Origin of the sequence: Snodgrassella sp. W8158, from assembly GCF_016100435.1 — a bacterium.
GTDB classification, from domain to species: Bacteria; Pseudomonadota; Gammaproteobacteria; order Burkholderiales; family Neisseriaceae; genus Snodgrassella; species Snodgrassella alvi.
In genome coordinates this window covers 53718-75546 of the sequence record NZ_JACFSM010000003.1, presented here as the reverse complement: position 1 = coordinate 75546, position 21829 = coordinate 53718, and the positions used below count along the sequence as shown (strand labels likewise).

Annotated in this window: 21 protein-coding genes; 9 read left to right on the top strand and 12 right to left on the bottom strand. The window is 43.5% G+C overall.

The genetic code is table 11. The annotated features are described in order from the left end of the window. Positions 1-24: 24 nt before the first annotated feature. Positions 25-1893: a lytic transglycosylase domain-containing protein gene (locus tag H3V11_RS08550; protein ID WP_198207150.1), complete on the top strand. Its 1869-nt coding sequence runs from the start codon at positions 25-27 to the stop codon at positions 1891-1893. A gap of 107 nt (positions 1894-2000) precedes the next feature. Beyond that, complete coding sequence (locus tag H3V11_RS08545; protein ID WP_037395161.1) at positions 2001-2543, top strand: isochorismatase family protein; 543 nt, start codon at positions 2001-2003, stop codon at positions 2541-2543. Positions 2544-2679: 136 nt separating this feature from the next. Here H3V11_RS08545 and H3V11_RS08540 read toward each other — a convergent pair whose 3' ends face one another. Next, complete coding sequence (locus tag H3V11_RS08540; RefSeq protein WP_078475771.1) at positions 2680-3150, bottom strand: universal stress protein; 471 nt, start codon at positions 3148-3150, stop codon at positions 2680-2682. A 102-nt stretch (positions 3151-3252) separates the two neighbouring features. On the opposite strand from H3V11_RS08540, the gene H3V11_RS08535 reads away from it, so the two are divergent. The 6 genes from H3V11_RS08535 (at position 3253) to H3V11_RS08510 (ending at position 7986) form a co-directional block, all read left to right on the top strand. Beyond that, positions 3253-4026, top strand: a complete 774-nt coding sequence (locus H3V11_RS08535) for a ThiF family adenylyltransferase (RefSeq protein WP_244912860.1) — start codon at positions 3253-3255, stop codon at positions 4024-4026. A gap of 8 nt (positions 4027-4034) precedes the next feature. Further along, a complete protein-coding gene (locus tag H3V11_RS08530) occupies positions 4035-4868 on the top strand; it encodes a ScpA family protein (protein ID WP_198224568.1) in 834 nt (277 codons plus the stop codon). A 58-nt stretch (positions 4869-4926) separates the two neighbouring features. After that, the gene (locus H3V11_RS08525) at positions 4927-5406 is read left to right on the top strand and encodes a PaaI family thioesterase (RefSeq protein ID WP_084564379.1); all 480 of its coding nucleotides are present in this window, start codon (positions 4927-4929) and stop codon (positions 5404-5406) included. Next, on the top strand, positions 5403-5840 hold the full coding sequence (locus tag H3V11_RS08520; protein WP_198224374.1) for a PaaI family thioesterase: 438 nt from the start codon (positions 5403-5405) through the stop codon (positions 5838-5840). Before H3V11_RS08525 ends, H3V11_RS08520 begins: the two co-directional genes overlap by 4 nt. Positions 5841-6228: 388 nt before the next feature. Further along, positions 6229-7467, top strand: a complete 1239-nt coding sequence (gene pncB / locus H3V11_RS08515) for a nicotinate phosphoribosyltransferase (protein ID WP_025330876.1) — start codon at positions 6229-6231, stop codon at positions 7465-7467. Between the two features lie 108 nt (positions 7468-7575). Beyond that, positions 7576-7986 carry an RNA-binding S4 domain-containing protein gene (locus H3V11_RS08510; protein ID WP_198209120.1) on the top strand — a complete coding sequence of 137 codons (411 nt, stop codon included), beginning with the start codon at positions 7576-7578 and terminating at the stop codon, positions 7984-7986. Between the two features lie 77 nt (positions 7987-8063). On the opposite strand, the gene H3V11_RS08505 is transcribed toward H3V11_RS08510, so the two are convergent. The 11 genes from H3V11_RS08505 to H3V11_RS08455 form a co-directional block, all read right to left on the bottom strand. Beyond that, positions 8064-8624: a toll/interleukin-1 receptor domain-containing protein gene (locus H3V11_RS08505; protein WP_037395175.1), complete on the bottom strand. Its 561-nt coding sequence runs from the start codon at positions 8622-8624 to the stop codon at positions 8064-8066. A 200-nt stretch (positions 8625-8824) separates the two neighbouring features. Continuing rightward, positions 8825-10237, bottom strand: coding sequence for a dihydrolipoyl dehydrogenase (gene lpdA, locus H3V11_RS08500; RefSeq protein ID WP_198224373.1), 1413 nt, complete (start codon positions 10235-10237; stop codon positions 8825-8827). Between the two features lie 151 nt (positions 10238-10388). Continuing rightward, positions 10389-11606 carry a 2-oxoglutarate dehydrogenase complex dihydrolipoyllysine-residue succinyltransferase gene (odhB, locus tag H3V11_RS08495; protein WP_037395180.1) on the bottom strand — a complete coding sequence of 406 codons (1218 nt, stop codon included), beginning with the start codon at positions 11604-11606 and terminating at the stop codon, positions 10389-10391. A gap of 67 nt (positions 11607-11673) precedes the next feature. Continuing rightward, the gene (locus H3V11_RS08490) at positions 11674-14496 is read right to left on the bottom strand and encodes a 2-oxoglutarate dehydrogenase E1 component (RefSeq protein WP_037476466.1); all 2823 of its coding nucleotides are present in this window, start codon (positions 14494-14496) and stop codon (positions 11674-11676) included. Positions 14497-14683: 187 nt separating this feature from the next. Next, positions 14684-15967 (bottom strand): citrate synthase, encoded by a 1284-nt coding sequence (gene gltA / locus H3V11_RS08485; RefSeq protein WP_037476469.1) that lies wholly within the window; start codon positions 15965-15967, stop codon positions 14684-14686. A 78-nt stretch (positions 15968-16045) separates the two neighbouring features. After that, positions 16046-16297 carry a succinate dehydrogenase assembly factor 2 gene (locus tag H3V11_RS08480; protein WP_078475763.1) on the bottom strand — a complete coding sequence of 84 codons (252 nt, stop codon included), beginning with the start codon at positions 16295-16297 and terminating at the stop codon, positions 16046-16048. Continuing rightward, on the bottom strand, positions 16297-17001 hold the full coding sequence (locus H3V11_RS08475) for a succinate dehydrogenase iron-sulfur subunit (RefSeq protein ID WP_110414284.1): 705 nt from the start codon (positions 16999-17001) through the stop codon (positions 16297-16299). Before H3V11_RS08475 ends, H3V11_RS08480 begins: the two co-directional genes overlap by 1 nt. A 12-nt stretch (positions 17002-17013) precedes the next feature. Further along, positions 17014-18783, bottom strand: coding sequence for a succinate dehydrogenase flavoprotein subunit (sdhA, locus tag H3V11_RS08470; protein ID WP_232335801.1), 1770 nt, complete (start codon positions 18781-18783; stop codon positions 17014-17016). A gap of 2 nt (positions 18784-18785) precedes the next feature. Then, positions 18786-19133 (bottom strand): succinate dehydrogenase, hydrophobic membrane anchor protein, encoded by a 348-nt coding sequence (gene sdhD / locus H3V11_RS08465; RefSeq protein ID WP_025330885.1) that lies wholly within the window; start codon positions 19131-19133, stop codon positions 18786-18788. After that, positions 19130-19510: a succinate dehydrogenase, cytochrome b556 subunit gene (gene sdhC / locus H3V11_RS08460; protein WP_078475761.1), complete on the bottom strand. Its 381-nt coding sequence runs from the start codon at positions 19508-19510 to the stop codon at positions 19130-19132. Before sdhC ends, sdhD begins: the two co-directional genes overlap by 4 nt. A 141-nt stretch (positions 19511-19651) precedes the next feature. Next, a complete protein-coding gene (locus H3V11_RS08455; protein WP_198224371.1) occupies positions 19652-20416 on the bottom strand; it encodes a GntR family transcriptional regulator in 765 nt (254 codons plus the stop codon). Positions 20417-20636: 220 nt separating this feature from the next. Here H3V11_RS08455 and H3V11_RS08450 point away from each other — a divergent pair, with 220 nt between their 5' ends. Then, positions 20637-21614 carry a malate dehydrogenase gene (locus tag H3V11_RS08450; RefSeq protein WP_025330888.1) on the top strand — a complete coding sequence of 326 codons (978 nt, stop codon included), beginning with the start codon at positions 20637-20639 and terminating at the stop codon, positions 21612-21614. The last annotated feature ends 215 nt before the right edge of the window (positions 21615-21829 follow it).

Genomic DNA, 21829 nt, shown 5'->3' with positions numbered 1-21829 from the left:
AAAAAATTGATAAAACATTTAATGATGCTGAAATCAAAATTATTAGTTCAACGGCATCGTCTGATTTCTGGTACTGTGCTTTTAATAACAGCATGCAGCAATCAGCATGAAGTAGCTGTCCAGCCAATCAATACTAATACAGGTAATGCGGTTCTGCCGGGGACTCAGGCTAGCGAAACACCAGATAAAATTATTAGCAGCTTCCAGCAATATCAGAATGCCCTTAAGGCAGTTAAAGACGGAGATGATGTTTTACCTGCTCAATTCCTGGCCCGTCAGCCGGACAGTGCAATGAGTAACAGTATTCGTAATAACTGGTTACAGCAATTGGGAAAAAGGGGAAACTGGGCTGTTTTTCGTCAGCAATATGCTTTACTGGATAAAAATGCCCGTGATATGGAAACCCGTTGCTATGCGGTACAAGGTGGTATAGAAAGTGATTCCAGCCTGATCGCCAGTCTGAGTCAGGAAACGGGTAATCTGCCGACAGGATGTAATCGCCTGCTTGTACAAGCTGCTGCCAGCCAGCAAATTAATGCACAAAATGGCTGGCGGCGTGTACGTTATCTGCTTGCACTGAATCAAATTACAAATGCACGTAATCTGGCTCAGGCTTTGGGCAGTCCTTTACCTGATCCGTTGAATGCCAGCGCAGGAAACAGTCAGGGCGCACAGGAAGCTTTGTTATATCAGGTAACCAATAAAGAAAACCGCAGTAAAGACAGTGCTGCAAACACATTAATGCAAATATCAGCCAGTCTGACTAAAGAACAAATCGGTTTTGGCTGGGGGCAATTGGGATTGGCGCAGGCTTATAGTTTGAATTCTATAAATGCACTGACATATTTCGACCGTGCCGATCCGGCTCAGATGAATAATGAAATGTGGGAATGGTATGCCCGTTCTGCGCTGCGTTTACAACGCTGGCAGAAACTGAATAATATTATTCGCAGCATGCCGGAAGCTTTGCAGCAACAAGTTACATGGCAGTACTGGCTGGCACGCAGCTACCGTGCTTTAGGGCAAAATAATCAGGCACGGGAAATATTCGAACAAACTGCCAAACGCGGACACAACTTTTACTCTCTGCTTGCAAAAGAAGCACTCGGGAACAAAGCAAGTGTTCAAAACACTGTTGCTAAAAGTAGCCAGCAAATTCAAAGCAAAATAGCAACCGATGGCAATATTGACCGCTCCCTGACTTTATTTAAAACTGCACAGGCTGAAAACAACTGGACAATGCGGCGTCAGGCTCAGCAGGAATGGCGCTATGCGACACGTAATTTCAATGATGACACCTTAATTGCTGCCGCAACATTAGCCGAAAACAATGGTTTTTATGAAATGAGTATCTATAGTGCAGACCGGGCTGATAACCAGCTTAATTATGAATTGCGCTATCCGGCACCATTTAAAGAACTGACTGTTCCGTTTGCTCAGCAAGTCGGCATAGATCCTGCCTGGGTGTATGGCTTAATCCGGCAGGAAAGCCGTTTTATGATAGGTGCACGATCCAGTGTTGGCGCGACCGGACTGATGCAGGTCATGCCAGCTACAGCCCGTGATATAGCCAAACGTCTGGGCATGGACAGCAGTGAGCTGTATACCATGAGCGGAAACATTCGCATGGGTACATGGTATATGAGTAGCGTACGTAAACAATTTGCCGATGAAGTACTGGCTACAGCCGGCTACAATGCCGGCCCCGGACGTGCTCGTCGCTGGCAGGCCAATACGCCTCTTGAAGGAGCAATTTATGCGGAAACGATACCTTTCGATGAAACGCGAACTTATGTTAAAAATGTAATGGCCAATACAACTTATTACGCCAATCTGTTTGGTGAACCCAGAACCACCCTGACAGAACGCATGGGTACCGTTCCCGCCCGCTAATACAGCCAGTGAGCATCATTGCTCTGATTAACCTGTGTTTACCTTAAGCTACATATAAATACTGCATAATTTACATGCAAATTATTTAACCTTTCTGAAAGCACATTATGTTGTTAGACAGTAAACGTTCCGCAGTATTAATGATTGATTTACAAACACGCCTGTTGCCTGCTTTAAACAACACTGAAGAATTGCTGGCCAATAATATCTGGCTGGCCGGTCTGGCGCATGATATGGCGATTCCTACCCTAATCAGTGAGCATTGTGTTGATAAAATCGGTGCAACTCGTGAAGAAATCATCACTGCTGCACCACAAGCAAGAATCGTTCAGAAACAAAGTTTTTCTGTATATGCTGCCGGTGTGCTGAATGAAGACAGCCTGCAACAGGCTAACCAAATCATCATATCCGGCATTGAAGCTCATATCTGTGTGCTGCAAACGGCCCTGGATCTGCGCGCACATGGCTATGAGGTTTTTGTGGTTGCTGATGCTGTCAGCTCTCGCAAACCGGAAGATGTTAAATTAGGTCTGGCACGAATGCAGGCGGCTGGTTGTGAAATTGTCAGCCGTGAGATGATTGCATTTGAATGGCTGGGTAGTGCCAATAACCCGCTATTCAGAGACATTCATAAAAAATATATTCGCTAAATTGCCAGAATACTTTTAAGTTATTATGCAGTTAATGCAATTCAGATAAATAGCTAAAAAGCTGAACCCGATTTGTTACGGATTCAGCTTTATTTTTCAGCTGTGACTTTATACTTAACTTATAAAATCAAACTATTTATCCTTCACTTTTGGATTCACTGCGAATAATCAGTAACGGCAGATTAGTTTCACGCATGACAGTTTCGGCAAAACTACCCATTAATAAATGCATCAGACCACTGCGTCCGTGAGTACCGAGAATAATCAGATCACTACCATGTCCGTCAGCGTAATCAACCAGCATCTGAGCCATTTCTCTTGCCCCTTTATTGGCAATTAGTAAATGCCGGTGAACTTTATTTTCCGGTAAAGCTGCTTTTGCTTTTTCGATTGCTGCATCCAGTACAGTATTGCCTTCTGACAACGCAGCAGCTTCATAACTTTCATGCTGGAGAAACTCAGGAGCCAAAGCCATATATTCAGTCGGATTGGCAACATTCACGACAGTTAATTCTGCATCCTCACCCTTAGCCAGACCAATAGCATGATCTAAAGCATTTTCCGAAGTATGGCTGCCATCTACCGCTACCAGTAAATGTCTATACATGAAACCCTCCTATCTTTTTTGCAATTCGAATCACATGGCAGATACAGTATAATACCACTACCTGTACAAAACAGCTTTACGGATTTAATTTACGTGTCGCAAATACTCACTTTTTCTGCAAATTATCAACGTCGCTTCGGCGGCATTGCCAGATTGTACGGTGAAGATTGTCTTCAGCGTTTTGCTTCGGCTCATGTATGTATAGTCGGAGTGGGCGGCGTCGGCTCATGGGCAGTAGAAGCTCTGGCACGAAGTGGTATTGGTTATCTGACCCTGATTGACCTGGATAATGTAGCCGAATCAAATATCAATCGCCAGCTTCCGGCCTTAATCAGCCTGATTGGCAAACCCAAAGTCGAAGCTCTGGCCGAACGTATTGCTGATATTAATCCAGATTGTCAGGTTAACTGCATTGAAGATTTTGTGGAAGCAGATAATATCGAACATATATTCAGCCAGCCATTCGATTTCGTAATAGATGCTATTGATCAGGTACGCGTAAAAGCGGCCATGGCTGCATTTTTTACCTCCCGAAACCAGCCTTTTATTGTTTCCGGTGGAGCAGGCGGACAAAAAGATGCCGGTTTGATTCAATGCGCTGATTTAAGCAGAGTAACCCATGACCGCATGCTGGCAAATATGCGTTATACATTGCGTAAACACTATGGTTTTAGCCGTCAGCCGGCAGATAAAATGCATATCCCCTGTATTTATTCCAGCGAAACTATAACTCCGCCTCAGTCTGGTATCTGCCTAACAGAACAAACTGCTCCGCAAGGTCTTTCCTGCGCCGGTTATGGTGCCTCCATGGTAGTAACAGCCAGCTTCGGTTTGCGCTGTGCTCAGGCTTGTCTGGAATATCTGTGCAAACACTGAACCATAACATGAGTAAAGAAAGTATAGCGGATAAAACCGTTGCTATGCTTTTCGGGCAGCCTGTTACCGAAATTCCACAGGACCTGTTTATTCCCCCGGATGCACTTCAAGTGGTATTACAAAGCTTTGAAGGTCCGCTCGATTTATTACTGTATCTGATTCGTAAGCAAAATATTGATGTACTGGATATTCCCATGCTTACTGTTACTGAGCAGTATTTGTCCTATATTCATCAGATGCAACAGCATGAGCTGGATTTAACCGCTGAATATTTGCTAATGGCTGCGGTGCTGATTGAAATTAAAACCCGTTTACTTCTTCCTGCTCCGCCCGCCAGCGAAGAAGAAGTAGCCGATCCGCGTGCTGAATTGGTACGCCGTCTGCTTGCCTATGAGCAAATGAAGCTGGCTGCAGCCGGACTGGATGCTTTACCGCGTGCCGGACGTGATTTCGGCTGGGCATGGTTACCAGTTGAACTGGTAGCCGTAACGCAACCACCGCATGTACAAGTAGCTGATTTAACCCGGGCATGGCTGGCGATTCTTGCCCGCTCTCAGCACAATCGTAGCCATAATGTGGTCAAAGAAACATTATCAGTACGGGCTCAGATGACCGTTGTCCTGCGCTTCCTGCAAACCCGGCAGCACTGTTATTTCACAGAACTCTTTAAGCATGACGACAGTATGGCATTGGTTGTCACCACCTTCATAGCATTACTGGAGCTGGCCAAAGAAGGGCTTGTATTTATTACCCAGCATAGTACCGGAGATCCGATTTCTATCCAGACTGCCGGTATCGAATCCGGCAACAATCAAGAATCGATTAATAAACCAGCATTCTAGTGACAATAACTGTAAAAAACCCTAATATAACAGTTAATATTCCAATCAGGATAATCTTATGCCTGCTAACCCTGTATTATTTCAAACTCTGTTTAATCATTACTTAAATATTCCGCATTGCCGCTGGTTAAAAATCTACGGTGACAGTAGTTCTCATGAACCTGTTATTTCGGTAGACTGGCGCGACGAATTGCTGGAAAGTCCGAAAACCGGCAATATTCATGGCGGGGTCATTACTACTCTGGTAGATATGGCTTCCGCCTGTACATTAGCAGCATTGTTTCAACAGTTTGAAACGACTGCTACACTGGATATGCGCATAGATTATCTGATGCAGCCAGTGCCTGATCAGCCTATACATGTACGTGCACACTGTTACCGGCAGGAAGGTCCAATTGCCTTTATCCGCAGCCACTGCTTTCAAAATGATGAAACCCGGCCATTTGCACTGGGAATGTCTACTTTTATTCATAACCCGTTAACCCAAGCAGAACAGCAAGCATTACAGGCGTATCTGCAACAGGAGCAGGCAAAATGAACCCAACAATTTTTCAACCGGATGAACAGCTGACTATTCAAGCTCATCAGCGCATACCGTACTGTGCAGCAATTAATCTGCAAATTGGTACGGATAGTCTTAATAAACGTCTGTACAGCTTGCCTTTTGCCAGACAAAATATTGGTAACATTTTCCTGCCTGCACTGCATGGGGGTCTGATTGGCGGCTTTTTACAGAGTTGTATCAGCTTATATCTGATGGAGCAGCAAAACCTGCAGGAATCTGCCCGGATTATTGACTACTCAACGGATTATTTATTAAGCGGTAAGCCTGTAGACAGTTATGCACAATGTGAAATTATGCATGCCGGAAAGCGCATTTCACATGTTACTGCAACTATGTGGCAGGCTCAGTCAGATAAACCCATTGCTTTTGTACGGGCACATCTGCAAATGCCGGCAATTGCTAACTGATAAAAAGCTTTTCAAAAGTAAACAGTATTAAATCTCGGCTGAACATGAAATTAAGCTCAATCCCAGTTTAAGTAAATCCAAAGCAGACCAGAAACAATACTGATAGTAAATTATATTCAAGCAACGCAACTGTAATAATAAATCATGTTACAGTTATTCAAACGAACTGCACAGCAGCCGGGTAAAGATTACAACTATGCTGATAAAACCCATTTCTCAAATGGAAACAGGAGCGGAAAATTTAGCCCCGAATAAATGAGGATTGTTAAATGAATGAGCTCAAATTTTGAAATGCGGATAAAAACTCTGTAACAATTCTGAAACAGAATTCAGTACATATATTTCCGCATAGTACATATTAATTACTTTTATGAATTGCTCCAGCAATATGACCATAGATACCAACCGTCCGCCCATTATCCAGTCTTTACTGGATACAGATTTATATAAATTCACTATGCTTCAGGTAGTATTGCATCAATTCCCTCAGGCAACCGGTGTCTATGAGTTTCGTTGCCGTAACAATCATGAAACAGCCTACCCGCTTGGTGAAATTTTAGAAGAACTTGACTGGGAGCTTGACCGGCTATGCCAGATGAAATTCACTGAAGATGAATTGCAATATTTGCGCAGCCTGCGCTTTATTAAAAGTGATTTCGTCGACTATATGGAGCTGTTTCAGCTAAAACGGCGTTTTATCAAAACATCTGTAGATGATAATCAATACCTGAATATCCGCATTGAAGGACCGATTATTCAGGCGATGTTTTTCGAAATATTTGTGCTGTCTATTGTTAACGAATTGTACTTTCATCGGCTGGAATCTCCGGAAATACTGGCAGAGGGAGAGCGCCGTCTGCAAGCAAAGGCTGAACTGATTCATCACTATGCTAATGAACAGCACCATTACAACTCTCCTTTTGTTGTTTCCGATTTTGGTACCCGGAGGCGTTATCGTTATTCATGGCAAAAGCATGTGATTAAAACCCTTCATGAGGCGGCTCCCGGCGTTTTCAGAGGAACCAGCAATGTACATATCGCCAAAGAACTTAATCTGATACCGATTGGCACTATGGCTCATGAATTTTTGCAGGCTTTTCAGGCTTTAGATGTCCGGTTACGTGATTTTCAGAAAGCAGCACTGGAAGCTTGGGTACATGAGTATCGTGGTGATTTGGGTATTGCCTTAACAGATGTAGTCGGCATGGATGCTTTTTTGTGTGATTTCGATCTGTATTTTGCCAAATTATTTGACGGACTGCGCCATGATAGCGGTGATCCGTATATCTGGGGTGAAAAAGCCTATGCCCATTATCAGAAACTCAAAATAGATACCCGTACCAAAATGCTGACTTTCAGTGACAGTCTGGATTTACAACGCGCGTGGGACTTATATATTCACTTTAACAGCCGTTTTAAAACCAGCTTTGGTATCGGCACTAATTTTACCAATGATATGGGTTTAACCCCGTTGAATATCGTATTAAAACTTGTTGAATGTAATGGTCAGTCTGTGGCCAAAATATCGGATTCGCCAGGTAAAACCATGACAGACAACAGCACATTTCTGGCTTATTTACGTCAGGTTTTCAATATAACCGACAAAATTTCTGTTAAACCGGATTAAACTTATACATTTCGCGCAAAATCTGCTTTAAATAAGCTAAATTATTTAATCCAACAATTATCAGCAACTAAAATAAATAAAGATTATAAGCAGGAATATATAAATTATATGAATAAAAGCAATAATATCAGCACAGTAGTAATGCGTCTGGATAAATGGCTTTGGGCTGCAAGATTCTTTAAAACCCGCGCACTGGCACAAAAGCATATTGAACTGGGACGGGTACAGGTCAACGGCGCCAAAGTCAAAAACAGTAAGAATATTCAGATTGGTGATACCATTGATTTAACTCTAAATTCTCTTCCTTACAAAATTCAGGTAAAACGATTAAATCATATGCGCCGCCCGGCTCCTGAAGCCCGTTTACTTTATAGCGAAGACAACAATAGCATCGCTAAGCGTGAAGAGATCAAGGCTTTAAATCAGGCAAGTCAGATAACTGCTGCATATCCGGACGGCAGACCCACCAAACGTGATCGCAGAGCACTTGATAAAATAAAAAAACACTGGCAGGAATAATTCTTTAACCTTAATAGGTAATAATATTCAGATTCTAAAATACATTAAAATTTATAACGATTAAAAATAATTATATTTTAATCATTTAGCATATAATTATTCGGACTAAGATGACTATTTTTAACAAAATTATTTTTCTTTAAGGCTTTAGATACCATTTCTTTATTTAGCGGTACATGCAACACAGGAACTTGCGATTTCAATTGTTTGAATAAGGGTAATTTATTTATAAAATAATGTACCTTAAAACTCATGTCTTTTTTGCCCTCTACCATCATAAGTTTTTTATCCTGTATATCTGCATACAGCACAATAACCGGTAATTTCAGATATCCTATACCATACTCCAATTCTTCTTTTACCCCTCTGGACTGAAAAGTATTTTCACTCAAAAACAAAATTATATTATCAGCTTTGTCCAGACGCTCTTTAATACGTGGTTTTAACACACTGTCCCAGTCGCTACCGTCACGGACATCGTATTTTTTATGATGTATATCATTAAAAGGAAAAAGTTCATCCTTAAATTTCCATGTTCTTAACTGATTATAATAATAATAGTCCTTCTGAGCTAAAGCACCCGCAGATAGCTCATTGAACGGTTCTTCAACATGAAAAATACTGTAATTATGTGCCATATTTCTTCCCTGATGTAGTTTTTTCTAATGAATAAAATAGCAATATTACAGATATTACAATAAAACAAAACAAAAACCTACAAAAATAATTATATAATACAAATAGATAGGACAAATAGATAAATCAAGCAATATAAAATAATCTACTAAAAAACCCGTATCCTCATGGATACGGGCTGTTTTTGAATATTATTTAAAACTTATTTAACTGAAGATGCTGCTTCATGGGTCACTTCAGATAAAGTAGGATGAGCGTGAACAATTCGGGTGATATCTTCGCTGGAAGCTTTGAAATCCATTGCCATAACGGCTTCGGCAATCAGTTCTGATGCAACAGGTCCAATAATATGCACACCCAATACACGATCAGTATCTGCATCAGCCAGAATTTTCACAAATCCCTTAGCCTGACCCATACCCAGGGCGCGGCCGTTGGCAGCAAAGCTGGACTGACCTTTTTTGTATTTTACACCGGCAGCTTTTAGCTGTTCTTCGGTCTGGCCAACCCATGCAATTTCCGGATGAGTATACATAGCCGCAGGAATAGTGTTCATATCTACAAAAGGTTTCTGACCGGCAATTCGTTCAGCCACAGCCACGCCTTCAGCAGAAGCTTTATGTGCCAGCATCGGACCACGAACTACGTCACCAATTGCCCAGACATTTGGCAAACTAGTGCGGCATTCATCATCAACGATAATAAAGCCACGTTCATCTTTCTGCAGACCAACAGCTTCAGCATTCAGTCCGTTAGTATTGGGAACACGGCCGATAGCAATAACCAGTTTATCAAAAGTTTCAGTTTTTTCTTCACCAGCAACTGTATATTTAACAGTGACATTGTTTTCACCTTTAACAATTTCATTAACTGTTACACCAAGGTGAATATTAAGACTTTGTTCTTTAGTGAAGATTTTGAAGGCTTCCTTCGCTACCTGCTGATCTGCTGTAGCAAGGAATGTCGGCATTGCTTCCAGAATAGTCACCTCTGAACCGAGACGATTCCAAACAGAACCCATTTCAAGCCCGATGACACCGGAACCAATCATGCCCAGTTTAGCCGGTACCGCTTCCAGATTCAGTGCACCTTCATTATCCAGTACATTAACATTGTCGATTTCAGTTAAAGGCAGCGGGCGAGGTAAAGATCCTGTAGCCACAATTACATGTTTGGCAGTTATCTGTTGCTTGTTACCATTAGTATCAACTTCAATCTGCCATAAACCATCAGCCTGCCCTTGCAGAGAACCCCGACCAAAAATACTTTCTACTTTATCTTTTTTAAACAGAAAACCGATACCATTAGTCAGTTTACTTACAATGGCATCTTTACGTTCAATCATTTTTCTGGCATCAAAGCCTTTAACCTGAACATCAATACCATGTTCGGCAAATTCAGTTTGCGCTGCATGGTAATTTTCACTGGTCTGTAATAAAGCTTTAGAAGGAATACAGCCAACATTCAGACAGGTACCGCCCAATGCCGGTGCATCACCCTGTTTATTCAAGCCGGCATCAATACAAGCAGTTTTAAAACCCAGCTCAGCGGCACGAATAGCAGCGACATAGCCGCCAGGACCTGCACCAATTACCACAACATCAAATTGAGACATTAAAATTCCTTTCAATCATGAATATTTCTGACTGATAAAATAAACCGTAATGCGGCACAAACGCCATTTGATAATGTGTGGCGGCCATCATTACGGTTGTTATTATTGCCTGCCAGATAAAAATACTAACTATAGCAGCCAGTTTATTTGCTTACAGTTCAAGCAACAGACGGGCAGGATCTTCCAGAGCATCCTTAATCGCTACCAGAGTCAGTACGGCTTCACGTCCATCAATCAAACGGTGGTCGTAAGAAAGAGCCAGATACATCATCGGACGTACAACAACCTGACCATTTTCTACTACTGCACGTTCTTTAGTCGCATGCATGCCTAAAATAGCAGATTGAGGCGGATTAATAATCGGTGTAGACATCATAGAACCGAAAGTCCCGCCATTAGTAATACTGAAGGTACCACCAGTCAGGTCTTCAAGTGCCAGCTTGCCGTCTTTCGCTTTAACTGCATAATCATGAATAGCCTGTTCGATATCGGCTATGCTCATCTGATCTGCATCACGCAGAATCGGTACTACCAGACCGCGCGGGCTGCCAATTGCGATACCAATATCAAAATAACCATGGTATACAACATCAGTACCATCAATAGAAGCATTAACAACCGGATATTTTTTCAATGCGGCAACAGCTGCTTTAACAAAGAAAGACATAAAGCCCAGTTTAACGCCATACTCTTTCTGGAACTGTTCTTTATAACGGTTACGTAAATCCATAACCGGTTTCATGTTCACTTCATTAAATGTTGTCAGAATAGCATTTTCGTGCTGTGACTGTAATAAGCGCTCAGCAACACGAGAACGCAGACGCGACATAGGTACACGCTGTTCCACACGTTCACCGGTTGTAGAAGGTGCAGAGGCTTTGCTGGTTGCCATAACCGGAGCAGCAGCCAGAGCTGAAGCAGCAGCGGCAACATCTTCTTTAAGTACACGTCCGTCGCGGCCTGAACCCTGAATATTAGCAGTATTCACACCTTTTTCGGCTGCCAGTTTGGCAGCAGCAGGCATGGCAACACCAGCCTGAGACTGATTAGCCGGAGCGGCAGTCTGAGTTGCAGCAGCTGCCGGAGCAGTTTCAGCAGCGGCTGCTGCCGGAGCTGCGGCTTCTGCAGTAGCTGAAGTATCAATTTTTGCCAGTAACTGACCGGCAGTTACGGTAGCACCATCTGCTTCAATGATTTCAACCAGTTTACCTGCCTGCTGAGCCGGTAATTCCAGTACAACTTTATCTGTTTCCAGATCAATCAGGTTTTCGTCACGCTGTACGAAATCACCCACTTTTTTATTCCAGGTCATCAGGGTAGCTTCGGTCACACTTTCCGGAAGCATAGGAACGGTTACATCAATAATCATGGATTACTCCTAAAAAAAAGGGTATCGGCCACCACTACAGTGGCCAGTTATTCATAACAGATTCGGATTACTTTAAGTCCAACGCATCATCAACCAGCTGTTTAAGCTGGGCAACGTGTTTACTCATGTAACCCACTGCTGGTGAGGCACTAGCCGGACGGCCTGCAAAAATAACCTTTTGCTTGCTACCAGCAATCTTTTCAATGCGATGGCGAATCTGGAACCAGGCACCCTGATTTCTCGGTTCTTCCTGAGCCCAAAGAATTTCAGTTGCATTAGGATAACGGCTCAGTTCAGCAGCTAGCTGTTCGTACGGGAACGGATATAACTGTTCTACGCGGATAATCGCAATGTCTTTACCCAGATCACGTTCAAGACGTGCTTTATTGATATCGTAGTAAACCTGTCCGGCACACAAAATCACACGCTTAACACTATTTTCATTACCTTCAACCTGATCGCCGATAACCGGGCGGAAAGTGTGGCCTTCAGTAAAGTCACTGAGCTGGCTCATGGATTCATTAAAGCGCAGCAGACGTTTAGACATGAAGATTACCAGTGGTTTACGGTATGGACGTAATACCTGTCGGCGCAACAGATGGAACATCTGAGAAGCCTCAGACGGCATTACAACCTGAATATTTTCTTCAGAGCATAATTGCAGCCAGCGTTCCAGACGACCAGAAGAGTGTTCCGGCCCCTGACCATCATAGCCATGCGGCAGAATCACCGTCAGACCGCATAAACGTCCCCATTTGGTTTCACCGGAAGTGACAAACTGGTCAATGGCAACCTGAGCACCATTGGCAAAGTCGCCAAACTGCCCTTCCCAGATAACCAGCTGGTCTGGCGCACTGCAGGCAAATCCGTATTCATAAGCCAATACAGCTTCTTCATTCAGAATAGAATCAATTACTAAGAAAGAAGCCTGATTTTCGCTCAGATTACGCAATGGTACATAAGCCCCGGCATCACTTTTTTCACGTTTCTGATCGTGCAGTACTGCATGACGGTGTGAGAAAGTACCACGACCGGAGTCCTCGCCGGAAATGCGTACACCATTACCATTAGTCACCAGACTGGCATAAGCCAAAGTTTCTGCCATACCCCAGTCTACCGGCTGCGTACCTTCTGCCATCGCCATACGACTGGCCAGCATTTTTTTCACCGTATTATGCGGAGTAAACCCTTCCGGCAATGCAGTAAATTTTTCAGCAAGACGTTTAATATCAGCAGCAGGAATACCGGTTTCAACCGGATGATTCCAGTGGGTACCCATATAAGGTGTCCAGTCTACTGCATACTTATGGTTATAATCAGTCAGAGTAGTCTGCTCAACATGCTCACCTTTATCCAGTGCATCACGGTAAGCCTGAATCAGTCCCTCAGCCTGTTCTTTGGTAATGACATTTTCACTTACCAGACGATCAGAATACAGAGAACGAGTGCCCGGATGCTGATGAATTTTGTTATACATCATTGGCTGAGTCAGCATCGGATCATCACCCTCGTTGTGACCCAGTTTACGGAAGCAGACAATATCCACCACCACGTCTTTACCGAAAGACTTACGGTAATCCATTGCCAGACCCATTACATAGCTAACAGCTTCAGGATCATCACCGTTCACATGGAAAATCGGCGCATCAACCATTTTAGCCAGATCTGTGCAGTAAACTGTAGAACGAGTGTCACGTAAATCAGAAGTCGTAAAACCAATCTGATTATTGATAACAATATGGATAGTACCGCCGGTAGTATAGCCGCGGGTTTGTGACAGATTGAAATTAGCCTGATTGACACCCAGACCAATAAATGCAGAATCACCATGAATCAATACCGGCAATACCGCATTACGACCGGATTCACCGCGGCGTTTCTGCCGCGCACGTACTGCCCCTTCGACAACTGGGTTAACAATTTCCAGATGAGAAGGATTGAAAGCCAGTGAAACGTGTAAAGGCCCGTTACCTGTAGCCAGATCAGAAGTGAAACCCATATGGTATTTCACATCACCACTTGGCAGAGTAGTTGTATATTTACCTTCAAATTCGCTGAATAAATCACGGGGTTCTTTACCCAGAATATTTACCAGCACATTCAGGCGGCCGCGATGTGCCATGCCAATCATAACCTCTTCAACACCCTGACTACCACAGTGCTGAATCAGATAATCAAGGGCGACAATTGTACTTTCACCACCTTCAAGCGAAAAGCGTTTCTGACCGACATAACGGGTGTGCAAATAGCGTTCAAGCGTTTCAGCCGCAGTCAGCTGTTTCAGAATGCGACGTTTGTGTTCAGGCGTATAACTGGAAACTGATAAATCTTTTTCCACCCGCTCCTGCACCCAGTTACGTTCATCCGGCCGGGTAATGTGCATATACTCCACACCCACGGTGCCGCAATAAGTCTGATCCAGGCGGTTAATAATTTCAGATAAAGGCAGTTTGGGACTGCTTCCAAAATCGCTGCCGGTATAAAATTTAGTAGACATATCTGCTGCAGTCAGCCCGTATTGTGCCGGGTCAAGTTCAGCCAGATATTCTTTAGGACGGCGTTTTAACGGATCCAGATTTGCATTACGCGCACCGAGAATACGATAAGCATTCATCAGATTTAATACTGATACCTGCTTTTGCAATACATTTAAATCAACACTACCCTGAGTAGCAGCATGCTGTCTGGACAGATTAACAAAAGATTCCTGAATCGGTAATTGCGGTATATCCTTGGCAACATAGCCCGGTAATGCAGCTACTTTGTCAAAATAATCTTTCCAGTATTCGTCAACTGAATCGCGATCCTTTAGGTAGCTCTCGTAAAGCTCCTCAATGTAAGGAGCATTGGCACCATATAAATAAGAAAGATTGGTTTGTTCTTCCATCATGGTAAAAATCCTTTTTACCTCAAACTAATAAAACAGGAATATCACTATCCCCTACCAATAAAGAATCGATTGCCGATTCCTGATTACCGCATATCAACATACCGATTCCAGATCACCACGTATAAGCATGGTGATGAAGCATCAGTATGCTTCAGGCAGCAATAAAGCTGCCTGAATACATAAATAACTAGCGTTTATCCACCGGGAGATAATCGCGCCGACCGGAACCTGTATACAGCTGACGCGGGCGACCGATTTTCTGATTCGGATCAGCTATCATTTCGTGCCAGTGTGATACCCAGCCTACTGTGCGTGCCAGTGCAAACAGCACGGTAAACATAGTTACCGGAATACCCAGTGCACTCAGCACAATACCGGAGTAAAAATCCACGTTCGGATAAAGTTTGCGTTCAACAAAATAAGGATCTTCAAGCGCAATTTTTTCCAGAGCCATTGCCAGCTTGAATTTAGGGCTATCATGCAATCCCAGTTCTTTTAACACTTCATCACATGTCTGCTTCATGATTTTGGCACGCGGATCCATATTTTTGTACACGCGATGTCCAAAACCCATCAGACGATAACGCTTTTCTTTAACTCCCTGCATAAATTCTTCAACGCGGGACACATCACCAATTTCATCCAGCATTTTTAATACTGCTTCATTGGCACCACCATGAGCAGGTCCCCACAGGCAGGCAATCCCGGCAGCAATACATGCAAACGGATTTGCCCCAGAAGAACCGGCAATGCGTACTGTAGAAGTAGATGCATTCTGCTCATGATCCGCATGCAAAATGAAAATCCGGTCTAAAGCACGTTCCAGCACAGGATTAACAACATAATCCTCAGTTGGTTTAGCAAACATCATATGCAGGAAATTACCGGTATAAGTCAGATTGTTCCGCGGATAATTAAATGGCAATCCTTTTGAGTAGCGGTAACACATAGCTGCGAGAGTCGGAATCTTGGCAATCATGCGGTATTCCGCAATTCGGCGGTGTTCAGGATTATTGATATCCAAACTGTCCTGATAGAATGCAGCCAGTGCACCTACTACCCCGACCATCATTGACATCGGATGAGCATCACGACGAAAACCCCTGAAAAACCAGGTTAATTGTTCATGCACCATATTATGGCGCAAAACACCCAGTTCAAATTTCTGCTTTTCGACTGCATCAGGTAATTCACCATATACCAGCAGATAGCATGTTTCCAGATAATCACTGTGTTCAGCCAGCTGCTCAATAGGATATCCCCGATAATATAACTGCCCCTTTTCACCATCAATGAAAGTGATTTTGGATTCGCAGGATGCGGTTGAAGTAAACCCTGGATCAAACATAAATGTCCCGGTCTCACCATACAGTTTACGAATGTCCACTACATCCGGACCCAAACTGCCAGACAAAACCGGCATCTCAAAAGGCTCTTGCCCCTCAATGCTCAGTATAGCTTTCTTAGTCATCCATAACTCCTTAATTTTCAATTTTTCTATTTAAATAAACTAAACTTAAATACGTTAACAAAAGCAATGTATTTACAGCTACTGAGCCTGCCTGATTTTAGCCAGAACAGACTCAAATTCAGAATCAGTACAACCCTCAGACTGATTGATTAACGCCAGAATTTCCGGATCAGGCAAATCCATTAACGCCACAAACACAGCTAACTCTTCGTTAGATAACTGATCAAAAGCATGTGTCATAAACCGGCCCAGAATAATATCCAGCTCCAGTAAACCGCGTCGGGTTAGCCAGCGTATGCGGCGTTTGGCATTATCATCAAAATCCTGCATCAGATAGCTCTTCTCAACATTAAATCTTTAATCTTACCGATAGCACGAGTCGGATTCAGATGTTTAGGGCAAACATCCACACAGTTCATGATCGTATGACAACGGAACAGACGGTAAGGATCATTCAGATTGTCCAGACGTTCATTGGTGCACGTATCACGAGTATCAGCAATAAAGCGGTAAGCATTCAGCAAACCTGAAGGACCAACAAATTTGTCAGGATTCCACCAGAAAGAAGGACATGAAGTAGAACAGCAGGCGCACAGAATACATTCATATAAACCATCCAGCTCTTTACGCTCAGCCTGTGACTGCAGACGTTCACGTGTCGGAGCAGCTGTATCATTGATCACATAGGGTTTAATTGAATGGTATTGATTGAAGAACTGAGTAAAATCAACAATCAGATCACGGATAACCGGCAAAGCAGGTAACGGTTTTAACACTATCGGCTGTTTTAGACTGCGAATATCAGTCAGACATGCCAGACCATTTTTACCATTAATATTCATACCATCAGAACCGCAAATACCTTCGCGGCAGGAACGGCGGAATGACAAACTGTCATCCTGCGCTTTAAGTTTAATCAGCGCATCCAACAGCTTTACATCAGTCGGTTCAATTTCGAGTTCATAATCTTTCATGTACGGCTTATCATCCACATCGGGATTATAGCGGTACACTTGGAAGCGGATTTTTTCCATCTTGATAGTTCCTTAGTAAACGCGTTCAGCTGGTTTTATGTATTCCACACTCAGAGGTTTAGTGTGTACTGGTTTATATTCCAGATGCTGATCTTCAGCGTAGTACAATGTGTGTTTCATCCAGTTTTCATCATCACGGTTCGGATGATCATCGGAAGCATGTGCTCCGCGTGATTCTTTACGTGCCTCAGCAGAAACCAGGGTCGCCTGAGCCACTTCAATCAGATTATCCAGCTCCAGCGCTTCCAGCCGTGCAGTATTCCAAACCTTACTCTTATCGTGAATCTGGGTTTTGGCTACACGTTCGGCAATTTCATTGATTTTCTCAATTCCTTCTTTCAGCAGAGCATCTGTACGGAATACCCCAGCATGTGACTGTACACACCGCTGCAAATCATTACGTACTTCAGATACCTCTTCACCATTAGTCTGATTTTCCAGACGGCTTAGACGTGCAAGTGTTTTTTCACCAACATCTGCCGGCAACTCACGGTGTGCTACCTGCTTTTTGATGTAGTCAATCATATGATCGCCGGCTGCTTTCCCGAACACCACAAGGTCAAGTAAAGAATTGGTACCCAGACGGTTTGCACCATGCACTGAAGCACAGGCACATTCACCTGCTGCATAGAAACCGGGAACCGGAGCTTCCAGATCATCACCTTTGGCCATTACCACCTGACCATGATAATTGGTAGGAATACCGCCCATCATATAGTGGCAGGTCGGAACCACCGGAATCGGATCTTTAATTGGATCCACACCGGCAAATTGAATGGAAATCTCGCGGATACCCGGCAGTTTTTCCATAATTTTTTCTGCGCCAAGATGGTCCACTTTCAGCAGTACATGGTCTTTATTTTTACCTACACCACGGCCTTCATGAATTTCAATAGCCATTGCACGGGACACCACATCACGACAGGCCAGATCTTTTACAGTTGGCGCATAACGTTCCATAAAACGTTCGCCCTCACTGTTAAGCAAAATTCCGCCTTCACCACGCACACCTTCAGTAATCAGCACCCCGGCACCCGCCACACCGGTAGGATGGAATTGCCAGAACTCCATGTCTTCCAGAGGAATACCTGCACGGGCAGCCATACCCAGACCATCACCAGTATTCATATAGGCATTGGTAGAAGAAGCATAGATACGTCCGGCACCGCCAGTAGCAAAAAGTACAGCCTTTGCATGCAAAATGAAAACTTCACCCGTTTCCATTTCCATTGCAATAACCCCGATTACCACACCTTCTGAATCCCGAATCAGATCCAGAGCAGCCCATTCCACAAAAAACTGGGTTTCTGCATGCACATTTTGCTGATATAAGGTATGCAGCATTGCATGACCGGTACGGTCTGCCACTGCACAGGCACGTTCTACAGCACGTTTACCAAACTCAGCAGTATGTCCGCCAAACGGGCGCTGATAAATTTTGCCGGATTCAACCCGGTCAAACGGCATACCCATATGTTCAAGTTCAACTACAGCATCAGGAGCGCGGCGTGTCATGAATTCGATTGCATCCTGATCACCCAGCCAGTCGGAACCTTTAACGGTATCGTACATATGCCAGTTCCAATGGTCTTCCTGTACATTACCCAGCGAAGCAGAAATCCCGCCCTGGGCAGCTACCGTATGAGAACGGGTTGGAAAAACCTTAGACAGCACTACTGTATTTAAACCTGCTTTAGATAATTGCAGAGCGGCACGAAGCCCTGCACCACCGCCGCCTACGATTACGGCATCAAAACGACGTATCGGCAAACTCTTGGGCATATTCATGCTACCCCCCAAATCACTTTAACAGAATAAATCAGACAGCCAACCAGCCACAGGATAGTGGCAACATGCAAAAACAGGCGCAAACCTGCTGGTTTGATATAGTCCATCCACAAATCACGTATACCAACCCATGCATGCAATACCAGTGCCAGCACAAAAATCTGTGTTATCAGACGAACCCACGTCTGAGCAAAGAAACACTGCCATTCCTGATAACTATGCGGTAAACAGATAATCATAATTAAAAACAAGACTGAGTACACCAGCATGATTACTGCCGTGATACGCTGCATAATCCAATCGCGCAGACCATAGTGCGCGCCGGCTAATTTACGATCAATCATGATAACAAGCACGCTCCATAAATAATAACGGACAATACAATTGCACAAATAACCACCGCTTTAGCCGAAGCGCGTGCCGTTTTTAGTTCTGTACCTTTATGAATATCCATAAACAAAAAGCGCACACCGGCCAGACTGTGGTAAACATATGCCAGCAAAAGAACAAAAAGAATGCACTTCACCATAGGATGATGCACAAGCTCCTGATAAGTATTGAACGCAGATTCATGGGAAAGCGTACCTGAAAACAGCCATAAAAACAGCGGAATACAGATAAATAGCGCGATACCACTAAAACGATGAAAAATAGACACAATACCCGGAATGGGTAATCGTATCTTTTGTATATCCAGATACACTGGCCTTTCTTTTTGCATCGGTGACTCCTCTTGTATTATTAGAAGATATAAACTCAAAACCAGCGACCAAAGCCGCACCCAACCGAAATTTACTGCAATTGACCCAGTTTTTAACAAACAGGCAACATTACTACACACCAATTATTTACAATACTGGCATCAGTACTCAGCAGAGCTGCCACTTAGTTGCAAAGACTGATTTCCAAGTTGTAAATAACGCCGGCGCCATTCATAAGGAACACCGTCGACACTCTGGCTCAAACGCCCGATACAAAGGGCATGCGAAGCCATATCTGCCTTCAACAGTCTGGCAATCTCAGGACGCAGAACTGTCTGCCAAAGCCATTGTCGCGAAGTATCCATCAAAACATCATACTCAAGCAACAAAAAAGCATAAAAACTACGGCGGCGGCGCATAAAACGTACATTTAAATCCTGCAATAACGCAACAGGTAAAAATAATTCATCCACCGCCACTTCAATATAACCGGTACGCCATAGCAGCATAATTTTCCATACCGGTTCTGCGATTTTTATACCTAACTGCATAGCAGTTTCTTCATCCGCAACAGCAACAGTCACACTCAGAACTTCAGCTACCGGCCAAACCTGCTCAGTTTTAGCTTGTTGCAATACCGGAATTTCAGTAAAAGGATAATATCCCCAGTCCCAGTTTTGCTGGGTAACAAAGGTTCCTACCCCCTGATAACGCTGCAGAATACCCCGCGCGGCCAGTTCACTCAGACCTTTACGCACGGTTCCCTGACTTACATTCCACTGCCTGGCCAGATCCCATTCACTAGGCAAAAGCTGACCAGGCTTGAAATCACCATCAGCAAGCAAATGAAAAACCCGCTGCATTACAGACTGGTATAAAGGAATGTGTCTTTTAAGCGAACTGATTTTAAATCTATTGTACGACATTTCAAACTCATGTAAATAAAGTCTTATATAAGACATAAGATAACACAGAAAAACTCACTTAATATTCTCAAAAAAGCATCAATCTATTACTTCAATTAATTTAATTTTGAAAATAATTTTGCTATCATACAGCCCAAATTCTTGTAGTACAGACATATTAAATACCTTTAAGACAAGAAAAAATATTTATAGTCGTGTTTTTATTTTAAGAGGATATGTTATGAAAAAACCTGTACGCATTGCCGTGACGGGTGCTACCGGTCAGATTGGTTATGCTTTACTGTTCCGGATTGCCAGCGGTGATATGCTGGGAGCTGATACTCCGGTTATCCTGCAATTGCTTGATTTGCCTCAGTCGCAAACTGCTGCCCAGGGGGTAATGATGGAATTACAGGATTGCGCATTTCCCCTGCTCACCGATATGTTTGCGACTCATGATCCTGAAGTGGCATTCAAAGATGCAGATATAGCTATCCTCGTCGGTGCACGTCCGCGAAGTAAAGGTATGGAACGCAGCGACTTATTACAGGCCAATGCCGAAATCTTCAAAACACAGGGTGCAGCACTGAATAAAGTGGCCAGCCGCGATGTGAAAGTCCTTGTTGTAGGTAATCCTGCCAATACCAATGCTTATATCGCCATGAAGTCTGCCCCTGATTTACCGGCAAAAAATTTTACCGCACTGATGCGTCTGGATCAGAACCGCGCACTTAGTCAGCTGGCAGAAAAAATTAATAAACCAGTAAGCAAAATAAAACAGCTGTGTGTATGGGGAAATCACAGTCCTACCATGTACACTGATTACCGCTTTGCCCGGATAGATAATGAAAACGTAGCAGAAATGATTAATGATCAGGACTGGTATGTAAAAGAGTATTTGCCTAAAGTAGGCAAACGCGGATCAGCCATCATTGAAGCCCGTGGTCTGTCTTCTGCTGCCAGTGCCGCCAATGCAATTATCGATCAGATTCATGACTGGGTAATCGGCAGTAATGGAGAATGGGTTACTATGGGCGTACCCTCAGACGGTTCTTATGGCATCCCGGAAGAAATAGTATTCGGCTTTCCCATGACTTGTGAAAATGGCGAGTACACTATTGTCCAGGATTTACCTATTGATGAATTCAGTCAGCAGCGTATTAATCAGACACTGGCTGAACTTGAAGAAGAAAAAGCAGAAGTGAGCAGCTTACTTTAAATACTGAAAATATCTCTGGCCGGCCTGAAACATCAGACCGGCTTTTTTATCACCTGTTTGTATTAATGCTGATTAATACAAAATAGATTTCAATACAAATATCAGCAATATTAGCGAACTAATTACTATCAACACCAGCGCCAGACAGTTTACCCAGTATCCGAGCGTCTGTTTTTGCTGCCTTCCAAGTATATACTTAAGCAAAACACCCAATA